Below are 12,885 nucleotides of genomic sequence, written 5' to 3' on the forward strand. Positions count from 1 at the left end.
AGGCGCGACGGGAACAGGCCGCCTACAGGACCGGCGGGTACAGGAAGAGCGGGACCTGCGCGGTGGGGAAGGTGCGGGTCACGTAGCTGTGCTTGCCGCCGTAGTTGTACTCCTCGAGGAGCACGGTGCCGTCGTCGTTGACCTTCTGCACGTAGGAGACGTGGTTGTAGGTCCACCACGCGACGCAGCCGACGATCGGGACGCTGCTGGTCGCCCAGCCCTTCGCGGCCCAGTTGTCCGGCCACTCGTAGGCGCTGCCGCCGAGCGGGGTGATGTTGCCCCACGTGTACTTCCACGGCGCGGAGGTGCGGCCGGCGTCGCGGTTGAGGCGCCAGGCCACGAAGTCGACGCACTCGCGGTAGTAGTAGCCGAGGGGCGAGAGTCCGCCGCCGTCGTCGTCGATGGTCTCGTAGGGCCACGGGTAGTCGTCGCCGACCGCGCGGGTCTGCACGGTCGAGAACTCGCCGCCGTTGGATCCGGAGAGCACGGCCGCCTGGCGGCTGGCCTCGTCGAGCTGCGCCTGGGTCGGTGCGGCGAAGGCGTCGCGGACGGCGGTCTGGCCGGCGGCGTCGGAGGAGACGGTGAGGTTCTGGAGGCCGACCCGGTTCGCGGCGGCGCGGCCGGTCGCGGTGGCGGAGGAGCTGCGGGCGCCGTACGCGGGGATCGCGGCCGTGGCGAAGAGGCCGCCGACCACCGAGAAGGTGCCGAAGGCCAGGGCGCGGCGGCTGAGGCCACGGGCTCGGGCGGGCTCGGCGGCGCGGGGAGCGACGGGGCGGGAGGCGGACGCGCGACGCGGAGAGGCCGGGATCGACCGGGAGGCGGGGGAGGCGACGGCGGGGACCTCGACCGAGACGGTCGGAGCGGTCGCCACGGCCGTTGCGGCGTCGACGGCGGTGGGCGCAGAGTCGCCAGCGCCTGCGGAAGCGGCGGAGTCGTCCGATCCGCTGCCCTCGACCGCGGCACCGGCGGTCGCCGCGCCCGTCTCCGCCTCGGCCCGGGCCGCACGGCGCTCGGCCTCGCGGGCCTCGCGCCGGGTCAGGGGTGCAGTGGTCGGGGTGCCGGCACTCTCCTCAGGGGTGGGAATGCCTGGCTTCGACACGCGTGCGTTCTCCTCGGATGACGGTGATGACGGGGGGTCGGGGGCCGGTGGGGATCCGGCGACGAGCCACTCTAGCCCGAGGCCCGCGCATAACGGAACGATCACGACGGATCCGGCACGGATGCTCCGACCGCTCGCGCCCGTGCGGTGCCAGGATGGGGCGCAACCGGGAAGGAGCTCCTCATGACCGCACCCACCCCCACCGGGCCCGTCCTCGTCGGCATCGTCGACGGCCAGCGACCCGAGATCCTGCGCACCGCCGCCCGCGTCGCCGCCGACGCCGGAGCCGCCCTGCTGCTCGTGTCGGTCTCGGCCGATCCGTACCTCGTCGGCGAGTACGTCGATCCGATGACCGGCGGCATCCCGCTCGGCTTCGTCGGCGCCGCGGCCGACCGCGGCGAGGGCCCGTCCCTCCCGCCCGGGCTCCGCGAGACGGTCGAGCACGAGCTGGACGGCAGCACCGTGCAGTGGTCGCTGCGCGCGGCGCGGGGCGAGCCCGCCCTGGCGCTCGCCGAGGTCGCCGAGGAGGTCGACGCGCGGATGATCGTGGTCGGCACCCGCGACGCGGGCGTGCTCGCGAGCATCGCCGAGTTCCTCAGCGGGAGCGTCGCCGCCCACCTCGCGCACCGTCAGCACCGCCCCGTGCTCGTCGTCCCGCGCGCCGACCGCGACCCGTCGCGCCCGGCGCCCTGGGACCTCGCGGAGTGACGCGACCCCTCCACCTGCGCCCCTCCGCGATCCTCCTCGTCGCGGCGGGCGGAGCCGTCGGCACGGCTGCCCGCGCCGCGATCGGCGCCGCACTGCCCCCGTTGGGCGTCGTGCCGGTCGCGACGCTCGCCGGGCCGGCCTGGGGTACGGCGTCGGCACGGCGGCGCTCGCCGTCGCGGCGGCCGCCGCGGGCCTCGCGCTGACGGGCGTCCGGCTGTCCTGAGCAGCGCGGCGGGCGAACAGGAGCGGCGTGCGGCTCTGCTCCTCACCGCCCTTCCCGGAGCCCACCCCACGCCCCTCCGCACCCGCCTCATCGACCCCGCCCCGTCACTCCTGATCCCCCCGCTCACGGGGCAGGCGCCCGCCGCCGCCCGCGAGCCGACGCGGATCCTCGCGCGGTGACCCCCGGTCGAGGGACGCCTCGACCTCCGGAGCATGGGTGAAGATGGGCGGATGACATCCGTGGGGGGCGTTCCGGAGCTCAGGCTGGCCGTCGTCGACGACCAGCCCCTCTACCGGCACATGCTGTCGTCGCTGCTGCGCGCGGTGCCGGGCGTGCGGAGCGTCGTGGAGGCCGGATCCGCCACGGAGGCGCGGTCGGTGCTGCGGCCCGCGGAGCTCGACGTGGCGATCCTCGACATCGAGCTCGGCGACGGGGACGGCATCGAGCTCGGGCGCCGGCTGCGGTCCACCGCGCCGGGGCTGGGCATCGTCCTGCTCTCGGCCGTCGACGCGATGCACCGCTTCCTCCGCCTCGACCGCGCCGAGGCCCGCGGCTGGAGCTACCTCTCGAAGACCTCCTCCTCTCCGCCCCCGCGCTGCTCGCCTCCGTCCGCGCGACGGCGGACGGCCGCACCGTGCTCGATCCGGCGCTGGTCGCCGCCCGCGCGGCCCGCCGCGACTCCCCGGTCGCCGCGCTGAGCCCGCGCCAGTACGAGGTGCTCTCGGGTCTCGCATCGGGGCTGACCAACGCCGCGATCGGCGAGCGCCTCGGCATCGCGGTCCGCTCGGTCGACAACCACGTCAACGCCGTCTACGCGGGCCTCGGCGTGCGGTCGGACGGCGAGCGCAACCCGCGGGTCGACGCGACGCTCCTCTTCCTCGAGCACACCGGATGAGCGCCGGCCCGAGCGACACGCGCGAGGACAACCGCATCGTCCTCGGAGCGATGGCCCTCCTCGGCGGCGTCCTCTCGCTGCTGGCCGCGCTCCAGGCCGTCTTCGCGCTCGGGATGCTGTCGCGGACGCTGCGGAGCGTCGATCCGGGGCCGCTGCTCGACGTGACGACGCGCGTCCTGGTCAACGTGTCGACGATCGGGCTCGCGATCGCCCTGGTCGCGGTGCTGCGCCCCGAGCGCTCGACCGGCGGCGCCCGCGTGGCCCGGACGGCGGTCATCGCCGTGGGGATGGGACTCGTCCGCTGCTGCCTCCAGGTGCTGACCGGCGTCTACCCGCTCTCGGCACTCCCCGCTCTCGCGGTCGAGCTGGTCGTCGGATCCACGGTGATCGCGCTGATCACCGCCTACGGCTACCTGCTCGTGCGCGCGGCACGGCGCGTGCGCGAGAAGGAGCGGGAGCACGCCCGCGCCTCCGTGCAGGCGCTCGAGGCGGTGCAGGCCCTGCAGCGGGAGGAGCTGCGGGTGCGGCGCGACGTCGCGCAGAGCCTGCACGGCGGCCTCCAGAACGGACTCGTGGTGCTGACCGCCGAGCTGCACGCGGTCGCGAGCGCATCCGACGAGGCGGCCTCGGAGCGGCTGCTCGCCATCGCCGCCCGGCTCGACCGGCTCCGCGAGGACGAGGTGCGCGCGGTCGGCCACGCCCTCTACCCGGTCGAGATCGACCACGGCCTGGTGCCCGCCGTCCGCGACCTCGTCGCGCGCCTCCCTCCCGAGATCGCCGTCGACCTCGACCTCGGCCGCATCCCGGCGCTCGCCGCCGAGGGCGCCGAGCCACCGCTCGACCAGCGGATGCTCCTGGTCCGGTTCCTGGAGGAGGCGGTCACCAACGCGCTGAAGCACGGCGGCGCCTCCTCGCTGCGGGTGCGCGGCGACGAGGAGGCGGGCGTCGTGGTGCTCACCCTCGACGACGACGGCCGCGGACTCGTCGAGGGGTCGACGCGCTCGGGCCTGGCGCGGCTGGAGCGGCAGCTCGCGGTCTACGGGGGCTCGTTGGAGCTCTCGGACTCGCCCGTGCTGGCGGGGGCGCGGCTGCGGGCGCGGCTCCCGCTGTCCGGCGCGGACGGCGGCGGGGCGGAGTAACGGGACGGGCGCTCCCGCCGTCCCTCGCGTCGAGCACAGGGCGGTCCGAGGGACGGATTCATGCCGGATGGCGAGCCGTCTCCTCGTGCCCGCCCCTCACGCCGGGTAGATCAGCAGATCCTGCGGAGCGACGGTGAAGCCTGCCTCGCGGCCGGGCGCGAGGTCGAGGCGCGCCGCGTCGGCCGCCGGGACGTCGGCGGTCAGGAGCGCGCTGCGCACCCGCACCGCGTCTCCCCGCTGCTCCACATCGGTGATCACGGCGCGGAGGCCTCCCTCTCCGACGGAGAAGGCGGAGGGACGGACCGCGGCGAGCACCGCGGCGCCGACCGCGACCGGCTCGGCCGCGACTCCGGACAGCTCGTGCCCGCCGGCGGTGCGCAGACCCGTCGCGGTGCGGACGCCCTCAAGCAGTTCGAGCCCGGCGAGCTCGGCGGTGAACGCGGTGCGCGGGCGCGTGAGGACGCGGGCGGTCGGCCCCTCCTCGACCACACGGCCGCCGTGCAGCACCAGAACCCGGTCGGCGAGGGTCCAGGCGTCGAGCACGTCGTGGGTGACCACGATCGCCGAGCGGTCGGCGAGCACCTCGCGGAGCATCCGGCGGAGGACCGGGGCGGTCCGGGCGTCGACCGCGGCCAGCGGCTCGTCGAGCAGCAGGAGGCGCGGGTCGGTCGCGAGGGCCCGGGCGAGGGCGACCCGCTGAGCCTGGCCGCCGGAGAGGCTCCCCGGGCGCCGGTCGGCCAGGTCGGCCACGCCCGCTGCGGCCAGCTCGCGCTCGGCCCGCTCGAGGGACCGCGCCCGTCCGGCGCCGGCGCTGCGCGGACCGAACGCCGCGTTCTCGCGCACGCTGAGGTGCGGGAACAGCAGCGGATCCTGCGCCAGCAGGGCGACGGGGCGCCGGTGCGGAGGAGTCCACCGGCGGTCGCCGAAGAGCAGCTCGCCGTCGGCGGTCGCCCGCCCGGAGTCGGCGCGGACGAGGCCGGCGATCAGCTCGAGCACGGTCGACTTGCCCGCGCCGTTGGGCCCGAGCAGCGCGATCGTCTCGCCCTCGGCCACGTCGATCCGCACATCGATCCCGCGCGCCGCGAGCCGCGCCTCCAGCAGCAGGCTCACCGCGGCACCCCCCGGGCGGAGCGCCCGTGCGCGAGACCGATCACGAGCACCGCGACCACCACGAGCACCAGCGCGAGGGCGACCGCCGCGTCCGGATCGCTCTCGCGCTGCAGGTAGATCTCGAGCGGGAGGGTGCGCGTCGTGCCCTCGAGGCTGCCGGCGAAGGTCAGCGTCGCCCCGAACTCGCCGAGCGCCCGCGCGAACGAGAGGATCGCGCCCGAGGCGAGGCCCGGCAGGATCAGCGGCAGCGTGATCCGCCGGAGCACCGTCCCGGGGGACGCGCCGAGCGTCGCGGCGACCGACTCGTACCGCGCGCCGGCGCTCCGCAGCGCGCCCTCGAGCGTCAGCACCAGGAACGGCAGGGCCACGAAGGTCTGCGCGATCACGACGGCGGTGGTCGAGAACGCGATGCGGACGCCGAGGGCCTCCAGCGCGCCGCCGAGGAGGCCCATCCGCCCGAAGGTGAAGAGCAGCGCCAGCCCGCCGACCACCGGCGGGAGCACCAGCGGCAGCAGCACCAGCGAGCGGAGCAGGCGCTGGCCGGGGAAGGCCGTGCGGGCGAGCACGAGGGCCATCGGGGTGCCGAGCAGCAGGCACAGCAGGGTCGCGACGGCGGAGGTGCGCAGGCTCAGCAGGAGCGCGGCGACGGAGGAGTCGGAGGTGATCAGCGGCAGGAACTGCGGCCAGTCGACGCGGGCGAGGATCGCGACGAGCGGGAGCAGCACCAGCAGGGCGCCGAGCGCGGCGACGGCCACGACCCAGCGCGGCAGGCCGGACCCGGTGCGCATCAGCCGCGGGCGAGCGGCGTCTCGACGATGACCGTGGTCGCCTTGACCACCGCCACCGCGGGAGACCCGGGCTCGAGCCCGAGCTCGCGGACCGCCTCGCTGCTCATCAGCGAGACCACGCGGTGCGGACCGCACTGCAGCTCGACCTGCGCCATCACGGTGTCCATCACGATGCCGGTGACGATCCCGACGAAGCGGTTGCGGGCCGAGCGCGCGACCGGGGACGGATCCTCCGGCAGCACGGCGTTCGCGCGGGCGAGCCGGGCGACCTCGAGGCCGTCGACGACGCGTCTCCCGGACGCGTCCTTCGCGCTCTCGAGCGTCCCGTTCTCGATCCAGCGCCGCAGCGTGTCGTCGCTCACGCCGAGCGCTGCGGCGGCGTCCCTGATCCGTATCTGCGGCATGGAGTCGATCCTACGTCCGCGGCTGAGCCTGTGCCGTGCCCGTCTCCTCTCCACGAGATGCCGCTGCGGTGCGCCTCCTGCGGTGTGCCGCGTACCCGCACGGCATCTCGCGGAGAGGGAGGAGAGGACAGCGGAGGGACGGGCGCTCGGGATCCCGGGCCCCGCGCGCAACCCCCTGGAGGACCGGCGGGAGCACGACGCACGCTGAAGGGACGACGACACAGGAGGCGGCATGCGCGCGATGGTCTACCGGGGCCCCTACAAGGTCCGCGTGGAGGAGAAGGACCGGCCGAGGATCGAGCACCCGAACGACGCGATCGTCCGGGTGACGATGGCGGCGATCTGCGGATCCGATCTGCACCTCTACCACGGGCTGCTCCCGGACACCCGGATCGGCCACACCTTCGGCCACGAGTTCATCGGCGTGGTCGACGAGGTCGGCTCGTCGGTGGAGAACCTCAGCGTCGGCGACACGGTGATGGTCCCCTTCACCATCTACTGCGGTTCCTGCTGGTTCTGCTCCCGCGGCCTCTACTCCAACTGCCACAACGTGAATCCGAACGCCACCGCGATCGGCGGCATCTACGGCTACTCGCACTCGGCAGGCGGCTACGACGGCGGGCAGGCGGAGTACGTGCGCGTCCCGTTCGCCGACGTGGGCCCGACGAGGATCCCCGAGTGGCTGCCGCACGAGGACGCCCTGATGCTCACCGACGCCTTCTCGACCGGCTACTTCGGCGCGCAGCTCGGCGACATCGTCGAGGGCGACACGGTCGTGGTGCTCGGAGCCGGACCGGTCGGCCTGGCCGCCGCGCGCTCCGCCTGGCTGATGGGCGCCGGCCGCGTCATCGTCGTCGACCAGATCGACTACCGCCTCGCCAAGGCCCGCGAGTTCGCCTTCGCGGAGACCATCGACTACACCGAGGAGGACGACCTCATCGTCACCCTCAAGAAGACCACCGGCGGTCTCGGCGCCGACGTCGTGATCGACGCGGTCGGGGCGGAGGCCGACGGGGACCTCCTCCAGCACGTCACCGGCGCCAAGCTCAAGCTGCAGGGCGGCTCGCCGATCGCGCTCAACTGGGCGATCGACGGCGTCCGCAAGGGCGGGACCGTCTCGGTGATGGGCGCCTACGGTCCGCTCGCGAGCGCCGTCAAGTTCGGCGACGCCGTCAACAAGGGCCTCACCCTGCGGATGAACCAGGCCCCCGTCACCCGGCAGTGGCCGCGCCTGTTCGAGCACATCCGGGCCGGGCACATCACGCCCAGCGACCTGATCACGCACCGCATCCCGCTCGAGCACATCGCCGAGGGGTACCACCTGTTCTCGTCCAAGCTCGACGGCTGCATCAAGACCGTCGTCGTCCCGTAGGAGGATCCCGTGCCGTACACCGCCGACCGCCCCGTCCGCGTGCCGACCGCCGAGGAGCTGCGTGCCCGCATCCCCGGCTGGGGCGCCGACCTCGATCCCGCCGACCGGCCCGCCTTCCCCCGCGAGCGCAGCGACCTCGTCTCGGGCGCGCACTGGGAGCGTCCGGAGAGGATGCGGACGCACGGCCGTCGCGAGAAGAGCATCGAGCACCTCGAGCTGCCCGCCGTCTTCGGCACGGCGCAGCCCCTCCACGGGATCTCGGGCGCGATCCGCCGCTACGCCTACGACCGGTTCAGCGAGGGGCGCCACGCGCACTGGCTGCTGCTCGTGCTGGGCGACCGGGTGGAGTCGACCGGGGCGCACCTCCGCTCGCTGCTCACGACACGGCCGGACGATCCGATCACCGAGACCGGTGTGCTGGCCGAGGCGCACGCGCACCCGATCGCCTCGCGCCGTGGCCGGTCCGACGTGCGCCACCAGATCCTCGACCCGCTGCTCGTCGGCGGTCCCTGGGTCCTCGCGGCCCTCGGCGCCGTGGCCGTCGCCCGCCGCCTCCTGCGCTGACGCCCGTTCCCCTCTCGCGAGAGGCCGCTCCGGTACGCCTCCGTCGGCGTGTCGCGGACCGGAGCCGCGTCCCGCGGAGGAGGACGGGGGTCAGCGGCTGCGGGGCGCGGCGCCCGCGGTCGGCGCGGTGCGGGTGTCGACGCTCGCCGTGAGTGCCGCGGAGTAGCCGGACGCCGGGCTGCCGGACATCGTCGCGAGCTGCAGGGCTCCGCCGTCGTCGCCGAAGACGGAGTCGGATTCCAGGCCGACCCGGGCGAGGTTCGCGGCCGAGCCCGCATACGACTCGAGGGCGTAGACCGCGGTGCACGCCTCCTCCTGCAGGGCGACCTGCGAGGTCGCGATCGCGTTCGACGCGTCGGTGATCGAGTCCGCTCCCGGGTACACCTCGAAGTGGATGTGCGGCCAGCGGCCGGAGTAGCAGGCCGGGACGATCGAGGCGAAGGAGACGGCGCCCGACGCGTCGGCGACCTGCACGCCGCGGAGGTACGTCTCGTCCTCGACGCCGCTGGAGTACATCGAGTAGTCCCCGTTCGCGTCGCAGTGCCAGACGTACACGGCGGCTCCGGCGAACGGCACGTCCCCGTTCGCCGCGTCGAGGATCGTCAGAGTGAGCGCCAGGGGGACCCCGTCGGCCGTCGCGCCGCCGCCGATGCTGGTCCGCAGGTCGCTGCGGACGATCCCGGAGTGCTCGAGGACGTCGACCCCGTTCGAGCCGTCGCCCGGGTAGGGGCCGGCCGTCTCGTCGGGGATCTCGCCGGCGACCGCGGTGGCGGTCCCGGCCGTGGCGGTCGCGGTGGCGGTCGCGGCGGCGGAGGAGGCGGATCCCGGTCCTCCTGTGGAGCACGCCGCGAGCCCGAGGGTCGCCGCCCCCGCGCCGACCAGCGTCAGCACGCCGCGCCGCGAGAAGAGGGTGCCCACGTCGAACGGGAGGCCCTGGTCGACCACCTCCTCCTCGGGGCGGTCGAGCCGGCGGCCCTCGTAGGCCGGTCCGTCGGGCGTGCTGCGGGGCTCCGGGATGCGGGTCATGGTCGTGCTCCTCGTCGGTCGTGGTGTCCGTCGCGAGCAACCCTGGCGGCCGGGGCTCTGCGCCTCCGATGACCGTCCTACGACCCTCCTATGACCGACCCGCGGCTCCCCGGCCGTCCTGCTGGCCGTCCTGCGACCCCGCACCGGCCGTCCGCCGACCCTCCTCCGACGCCGAGACGCCCCTCAGGGTGCTCCCAACCCGGGTATCCCGTGGCCTCTCACGGTGCTCCGAACCCGGCCGCCGCGAGCACCGCGCGCCCGGCGTCGGAGGCGACGTACGCGACGAAGGCCGCCGCCGTGGCCGGGTCGCCCGCTCCGGTCAGCGCCGCGATCGGGTACGTGTTCACCGCCTCCGAGGCCTCGGCGAAGGGGATGCCGGTGACCGAGCCCGCGGCCCCGCGGACGTCGGTCGCGTAGACGAGCCCGGCGTCCGCCTCGCCCGAGGACACCTTGCCGAGCACGTCGGTGACCGACGACTCCTCGCTCACGGGGGAGATGTCGACCCCGGCGGCCTGCTCGACGGCGGCGGCCGCTGCTCCGCACGGCACCTGCGGCGCGCAGACGACGGTGGCGGTCCCGGGCCGGGCGAGGTCGGCGAGCGAGGCGACCTGCGCCGGGTTGCCGGGAGGCACGGCGATCTCGAGCGTGTTCGTGGCGATGTCGACCGGGTCCCCGTCGACGAACCCGGCCTCGGCGACGGTGGACATCGTGCGCTCGTCGGCGGAGGCGAAGACGTCGGCCGGGGCGCCGTTGACGATCTGCGTCGCAAGATCGGAGGAGCCGGCGAAGGAGAGCTCGACCTCGGCTCCGGGCTCGGCGGCCTCGAACCCCGTGGCGAGCTCGGTGAACGCGCCCTTCAGCGAGGCGGCGGCGAAGACCGTGATGGAGCCGCCGACCGAGGACGTCGCGCCGCCGGTGGCCGTATCGCCGGCGGGGGTCGACGGAGCGGAGCAGCCGCCGAGCAGGAGGAGCGCGGCAGCGGCCGGAACGAGGGGGAGCAGGCGACGACGCACGGGGACCTCCGGATCTGGAGTCCGCAGATGCGGCGGACAGCTGATCCTAGGACCTCAGGTGCGGAGGCTAGCTGGGAGGAGGGCCTCACGTGCGGCGGAGAGACGATCCGAGGACCGGACCGGCCGGGCGATGCACCTGCGCGGGGAACGACCGCCCGCGCGACGCACAGCGGCGGGCGGACCGCAGCCCTCCGGCTCCGGCCCGCCCGCCGCTCGTCGCGGCCGCCTCGACGGCGGCCCTCCGCTCAGCTCTGCGGCGGCGAGTAGAACTGGAGGTCGTTGCCCTCCGAGTCCTTGAAGGGGAGGATGCGGCCCCACTCGTGGTCGCTGATCTCGCCCTCGATCGACGCGCCCCGCGCCGTGAGGCGCTCCAGCTCGTCCTCGATCGAGCCCTCGGGCTGGAACGAGATGACCGCCCCGCCCTGCTCCGCGACCGTGGCCGACTCGCGGGCGTTCAGGCCGATCATCAGCCCGCCGGCGTCCAGCTCCGACCAGTCGTCCGAGGTGTCCTTGACCTCGAGGCCGAGCGTGTCGCGGTAGAACGCGACCGCCCGCTCCATGTCCGTGACGGGGACCCAGACCGTTGCGACTCCTGATGCCATGTCGTGCTCCTTCGCTCGATGATGCCGTTCCACCGACGCTAGGTCGGGGACGCCCGGAGCGGGGGCCCTTGCGCCGACGCGCGGAGGCTGCTTTCGCGCCGCGCCTCTCCGCCGAGCTGCCGTGCTCACGCGCCCGGCAGCGGTGAGGCGCCGGCTTCCCGCTGCCCGTCAGTGCCGAGACACCGCCCCTCGCCGAGACACCGCCCCTCGCCGGCGTCCCGGCGCGCAGCGGGACGTCTCGGCCCGGCCTCCGCGCGCGAGCGCTCCCCGCCGTCGTCACCGACGACGCGGCCGCCGAGGCGGGCGTCGCCTGGATCGAGGAGGCGGTGGGCCCGCTGCGCATCCTGGTCAACAACGCCGGCGTCCAGCACCGCGTGCCCCTGCTCGAGCTCGAGGTCGCCGACTGGGAGCGGGTGCTGCGCACGAACCTCACCAGCGCCTTCGTGGTCGGCCGGGCGGCGGCGAAGCGGATGATCCCGCGCGGCGCCGGGAAGATCGTCAACGTCGCCTCGGTGCAGGCCGATCTCGCGCGGCCGACGATCGCGCCCTACACCGCCTCGAAGGGCGGGATCCGCAACCTCACGCGCGCGATGACGGCGGAGTGGGCGCAGCACGGCATCCAGGTCAACGCGATCGCTCCGGGCTACATCCACACCGAGATGACGCAGGGCCTCGTCGACGACGTGGCGTTCAACAGCTGGATCCTCGGCCGCACGCCCGCCGCGCGCTGGGGCCGCGTCGAGGACCTGATCGGCCCCGCCGTCTGGCTCGCCTCCGACGGCTCGGACTACGTCAACGGGCAGGTCGTCTTCATCGACGGCGGCATGACCGTCGTCGTCTGAGCCACCCCTCGACCCACCGAACGGAACCCGCATGACCGCGCTCGTCCCCGCCTCCACCACCCGCGTCGTCGTCCACGCCGCCGGCGACCTCCGCGTCGAGGAGGCGCCGCTCGCGCCGCGCGGCTCCGGCGAGGCCCTCGTCGCCGTCGCGTACGGCGGGATCTGCGGCTCCGATCTGCACTACTGGACGCACGGCGCCGCGGGCGAGTCGATCCTCCGCGAGCCGCTGACGCTCGGCCACGAGGTGGTCGGCACGGTCGTCGAGGCAGCGGCGGACGGCTCGGGACCCCCGGTCGGCGCGGCCGTCGCCGTGCACCCCGCGACCGCTCGCAGCGAGTGGCCCGACGGGCGCCCCAACCTCGCGACCGAGGGCACCTACCTGGGCAGCGCCGCGCGGATGCCGCACACCCAGGGCGCGTTCGCCCGCCACGCGGTGCTGCCGGCGCGCATGCTCCGCGAGCTGCCCGCCGTCCTCGGGCTCCGGGAGGCGGCGCTCGCGGAGCCGGCGAGCGTCGCCTGGCACGCGGTCTCGCGAGCCGGAGAGGTGGCGGGACGTCGCGCGCTGGTGATCGGCAGCGGCCCGATCGGAGCGCTGATCGTCGCCGTGCTGAAGCGGGCGGGGGCGGCCGAGATCGTCGCCGTCGACCTGGCCGAGGAGCCCCTCGCGATCGCCCGGGCGGTCGGCGCGACCCGGACGATCCGCGCGACCGACGCCGACGCGATCGCCGAGGTCGCGGCCGACGTCGTCTTCGAGTCCTCGGGCAGCCCGCGCGGCCTCGCCTCGGCCGTCCGGGGCGCCGCCCGCGGCGGCACTGTCGTGATGGTGGGACTCCTCCCCTCGGGCGAGCAGCCGGCCCTGATCTCGCTCGCGATCACCCGGGAGCTGCGCCTGATCGGCTCCTTCCGCTTCGTCGACGAGATCGACGAGGTGCTGGCGGCGCTCGCCGACGGGAGCCTCGCGGTGGCGCCGGTGGTCACGCAGGTGCTGCCGCTGGAGCGCGCGCTCGAGGCCTTCGAGCTCGCCCGCGACGCCTCGCGCTCGAGCAAGGTGCTGCTCGACTTCACCCCGTGACGGGCGCTCGAGGCGCCTCCGGAGGGTC

Annotated in this window: 16 protein-coding genes; 9 read left to right on the forward strand and 7 right to left on the reverse strand. The window is 75.0% G+C overall.

Annotated features, from left to right (window positions below; genetic code table 11):
- Positions 1–22 precede the first annotated feature (22 nt).
- The gene (locus tag C5C33_RS05825; RefSeq protein ID WP_181136196.1) at positions 23–1,099 is read right to left on the reverse strand and encodes a CHAP domain-containing protein; all 1,077 of its coding nucleotides are present in this window, start codon (positions 1,097–1,099) and stop codon (positions 23–25) included.
- Positions 1,100–1,282: 183 nt separating this feature from the next.
- On the opposite strand from C5C33_RS05825, the gene C5C33_RS18195 reads away from it, so the two are divergent.
- From C5C33_RS18195 to C5C33_RS05840, 5 genes are all read left to right on the forward strand, one after another.
- Positions 1,283–1,807 carry a universal stress protein gene (locus C5C33_RS18195; RefSeq protein ID WP_146085751.1) on the forward strand — a complete coding sequence of 175 codons (525 nt, stop codon included), beginning with the start codon at positions 1,283–1,285 and terminating at the stop codon, positions 1,805–1,807.
- Positions 1,804–2,010 (forward strand): hypothetical protein, encoded by a 207-nt coding sequence (locus C5C33_RS05830; RefSeq protein ID WP_104260648.1) that lies wholly within the window; start codon positions 1,804–1,806, stop codon positions 2,008–2,010. The genes C5C33_RS18195 and C5C33_RS05830 overlap by 4 nt, the downstream gene beginning before the upstream one ends.
- Positions 2,011–2,260: 250 nt before the next feature.
- Positions 2,261–2,728, forward strand: coding sequence for a response regulator transcription factor (locus tag C5C33_RS05835; protein ID WP_258063276.1), 468 nt, complete (start codon positions 2,261–2,263; stop codon positions 2,726–2,728).
- Positions 2,665–2,925, forward strand: a complete 261-nt coding sequence (locus tag C5C33_RS18950; RefSeq protein WP_258063275.1) for a helix-turn-helix transcriptional regulator — start codon at positions 2,665–2,667, stop codon at positions 2,923–2,925. The genes C5C33_RS05835 and C5C33_RS18950 overlap by 64 nt, the downstream gene beginning before the upstream one ends.
- Entirely contained in the window at positions 2,922–4,064 is a 1,143-nt protein-coding gene (locus C5C33_RS05840; RefSeq protein ID WP_104260649.1) for a sensor histidine kinase, read from the forward strand. Before C5C33_RS18950 ends, C5C33_RS05840 begins: the two co-directional genes overlap by 4 nt.
- 96 nt (positions 4,065–4,160) lie before the next feature.
- Here the strand turns inward: C5C33_RS05840 and C5C33_RS05845 are convergent, their stop codons facing one another.
- From C5C33_RS05845 to C5C33_RS05855, 3 genes are read right to left on the reverse strand one after another with little or no spacing between them, the layout of a single operon-like run.
- The gene (locus C5C33_RS05845) at positions 4,161–5,174 is read right to left on the reverse strand and encodes a sulfate/molybdate ABC transporter ATP-binding protein (protein WP_104260650.1); all 1,014 of its coding nucleotides are present in this window, start codon (positions 5,172–5,174) and stop codon (positions 4,161–4,163) included.
- Positions 5,171–5,962, reverse strand: coding sequence for an ABC transporter permease (locus C5C33_RS05850; protein WP_104260651.1), 792 nt, complete (start codon positions 5,960–5,962; stop codon positions 5,171–5,173). The genes C5C33_RS05845 and C5C33_RS05850 overlap by 4 nt, the downstream gene beginning before the upstream one ends.
- Positions 5,962–6,366, reverse strand: a complete 405-nt coding sequence (locus tag C5C33_RS05855; protein WP_104222447.1) for a molybdopterin-binding protein — start codon at positions 6,364–6,366, stop codon at positions 5,962–5,964. The genes C5C33_RS05850 and C5C33_RS05855 overlap by 1 nt, the downstream gene beginning before the upstream one ends.
- Before the next feature lie 232 nt (positions 6,367–6,598).
- Here C5C33_RS05855 and C5C33_RS05860 point away from each other — a divergent pair, with 232 nt between their 5' ends.
- Together C5C33_RS05860 and C5C33_RS05865 are read left to right on the forward strand one after the other, a co-directional pair.
- A complete protein-coding gene (locus C5C33_RS05860) occupies positions 6,599–7,738 on the forward strand; it encodes a zinc-dependent alcohol dehydrogenase (RefSeq protein ID WP_104260652.1) in 1,140 nt (379 codons plus the stop codon).
- Between the two features lie 9 nt (positions 7,739–7,747).
- Positions 7,748–8,302 carry a hypothetical protein gene (locus C5C33_RS05865; protein ID WP_104260653.1) on the forward strand — a complete coding sequence of 185 codons (555 nt, stop codon included), beginning with the start codon at positions 7,748–7,750 and terminating at the stop codon, positions 8,300–8,302.
- A gap of 90 nt (positions 8,303–8,392) precedes the next feature.
- Here the strand turns inward: C5C33_RS05865 and C5C33_RS05870 are convergent, their stop codons facing one another.
- The 3 genes from C5C33_RS05870 to C5C33_RS05880 form a co-directional block, all read right to left on the reverse strand.
- Entirely contained in the window at positions 8,393–9,328 is a 936-nt protein-coding gene (locus C5C33_RS05870) for an intradiol ring-cleavage dioxygenase (RefSeq protein ID WP_104260654.1), read from the reverse strand.
- Between the two features lie 218 nt (positions 9,329–9,546).
- Entirely contained in the window at positions 9,547–10,341 is a 795-nt protein-coding gene (modA, locus tag C5C33_RS05875) for a molybdate ABC transporter substrate-binding protein (RefSeq protein WP_104260655.1), read from the reverse strand.
- A gap of 245 nt (positions 10,342–10,586) precedes the next feature.
- On the reverse strand, positions 10,587–10,943 hold the full coding sequence (locus tag C5C33_RS05880) for a VOC family protein (protein ID WP_104226592.1): 357 nt from the start codon (positions 10,941–10,943) through the stop codon (positions 10,587–10,589).
- Positions 10,944–11,104: 161 nt separating this feature from the next.
- Here C5C33_RS05880 and C5C33_RS05885 point away from each other — a divergent pair, with 161 nt between their 5' ends.
- The gene (locus C5C33_RS05885; protein ID WP_104260656.1) at positions 11,105–11,785 is read left to right on the forward strand and encodes an SDR family oxidoreductase; all 681 of its coding nucleotides are present in this window, start codon (positions 11,105–11,107) and stop codon (positions 11,783–11,785) included.
- Positions 11,786–11,816: 31 nt separating this feature from the next.
- Positions 11,817–12,857: an L-idonate 5-dehydrogenase gene (locus C5C33_RS05890; protein ID WP_104260657.1), complete on the forward strand. Its 1,041-nt coding sequence runs from the start codon at positions 11,817–11,819 to the stop codon at positions 12,855–12,857.
- Positions 12,858–12,885 lie beyond the last annotated feature (28 nt).

The sequence above is a fragment of the Rathayibacter sp. AY1H3 genome, from assembly GCF_002932015.1.

Bases quoted from the DNA above. Each gene is read 5' to 3' on its own strand.
- C5C33_RS18195 (WP_146085751.1), top strand. From the start codon at position 1,283: ATGACCGCACCCACCCCCACCGGGCCCGTCCTCGTCGGCATCGTCGAC.
- C5C33_RS05835 (WP_258063276.1), top strand. From the start codon at position 2,261: ATGACATCCGTGGGGGGCGTTCCGGAGCTCAGGCTGGCCGTCGTCGAC.
- C5C33_RS05840 (WP_104260649.1), top strand. From the start codon at position 2,922: ATGAGCGCCGGCCCGAGCGACACGCGCGAGGACAACCGCATCGTCCTC.
- C5C33_RS05850 (WP_104260651.1), bottom strand. From the start codon at position 5,962: ATGCGCACCGGGTCCGGCCTGCCGCGCTGGGTCGTGGCCGTCGCCGCG.
- C5C33_RS05855 (WP_104222447.1), bottom strand. From the start codon at position 6,366: ATGCCGCAGATACGGATCAGGGACGCCGCCGCAGCGCTCGGCGTGAGC.
- C5C33_RS05860 (WP_104260652.1), top strand. From the start codon at position 6,599: ATGCGCGCGATGGTCTACCGGGGCCCCTACAAGGTCCGCGTGGAGGAG.
- C5C33_RS05870 (WP_104260654.1), bottom strand. From the start codon at position 9,328: ATGACCCGCATCCCGGAGCCCCGCAGCACGCCCGACGGACCGGCCTAC.
- C5C33_RS05880 (WP_104226592.1), bottom strand. From the start codon at position 10,943: ATGGCATCAGGAGTCGCAACGGTCTGGGTCCCCGTCACGGACATGGAG.
- C5C33_RS05890 (WP_104260657.1), top strand. From the start codon at position 11,817: ATGACCGCGCTCGTCCCCGCCTCCACCACCCGCGTCGTCGTCCACGCC.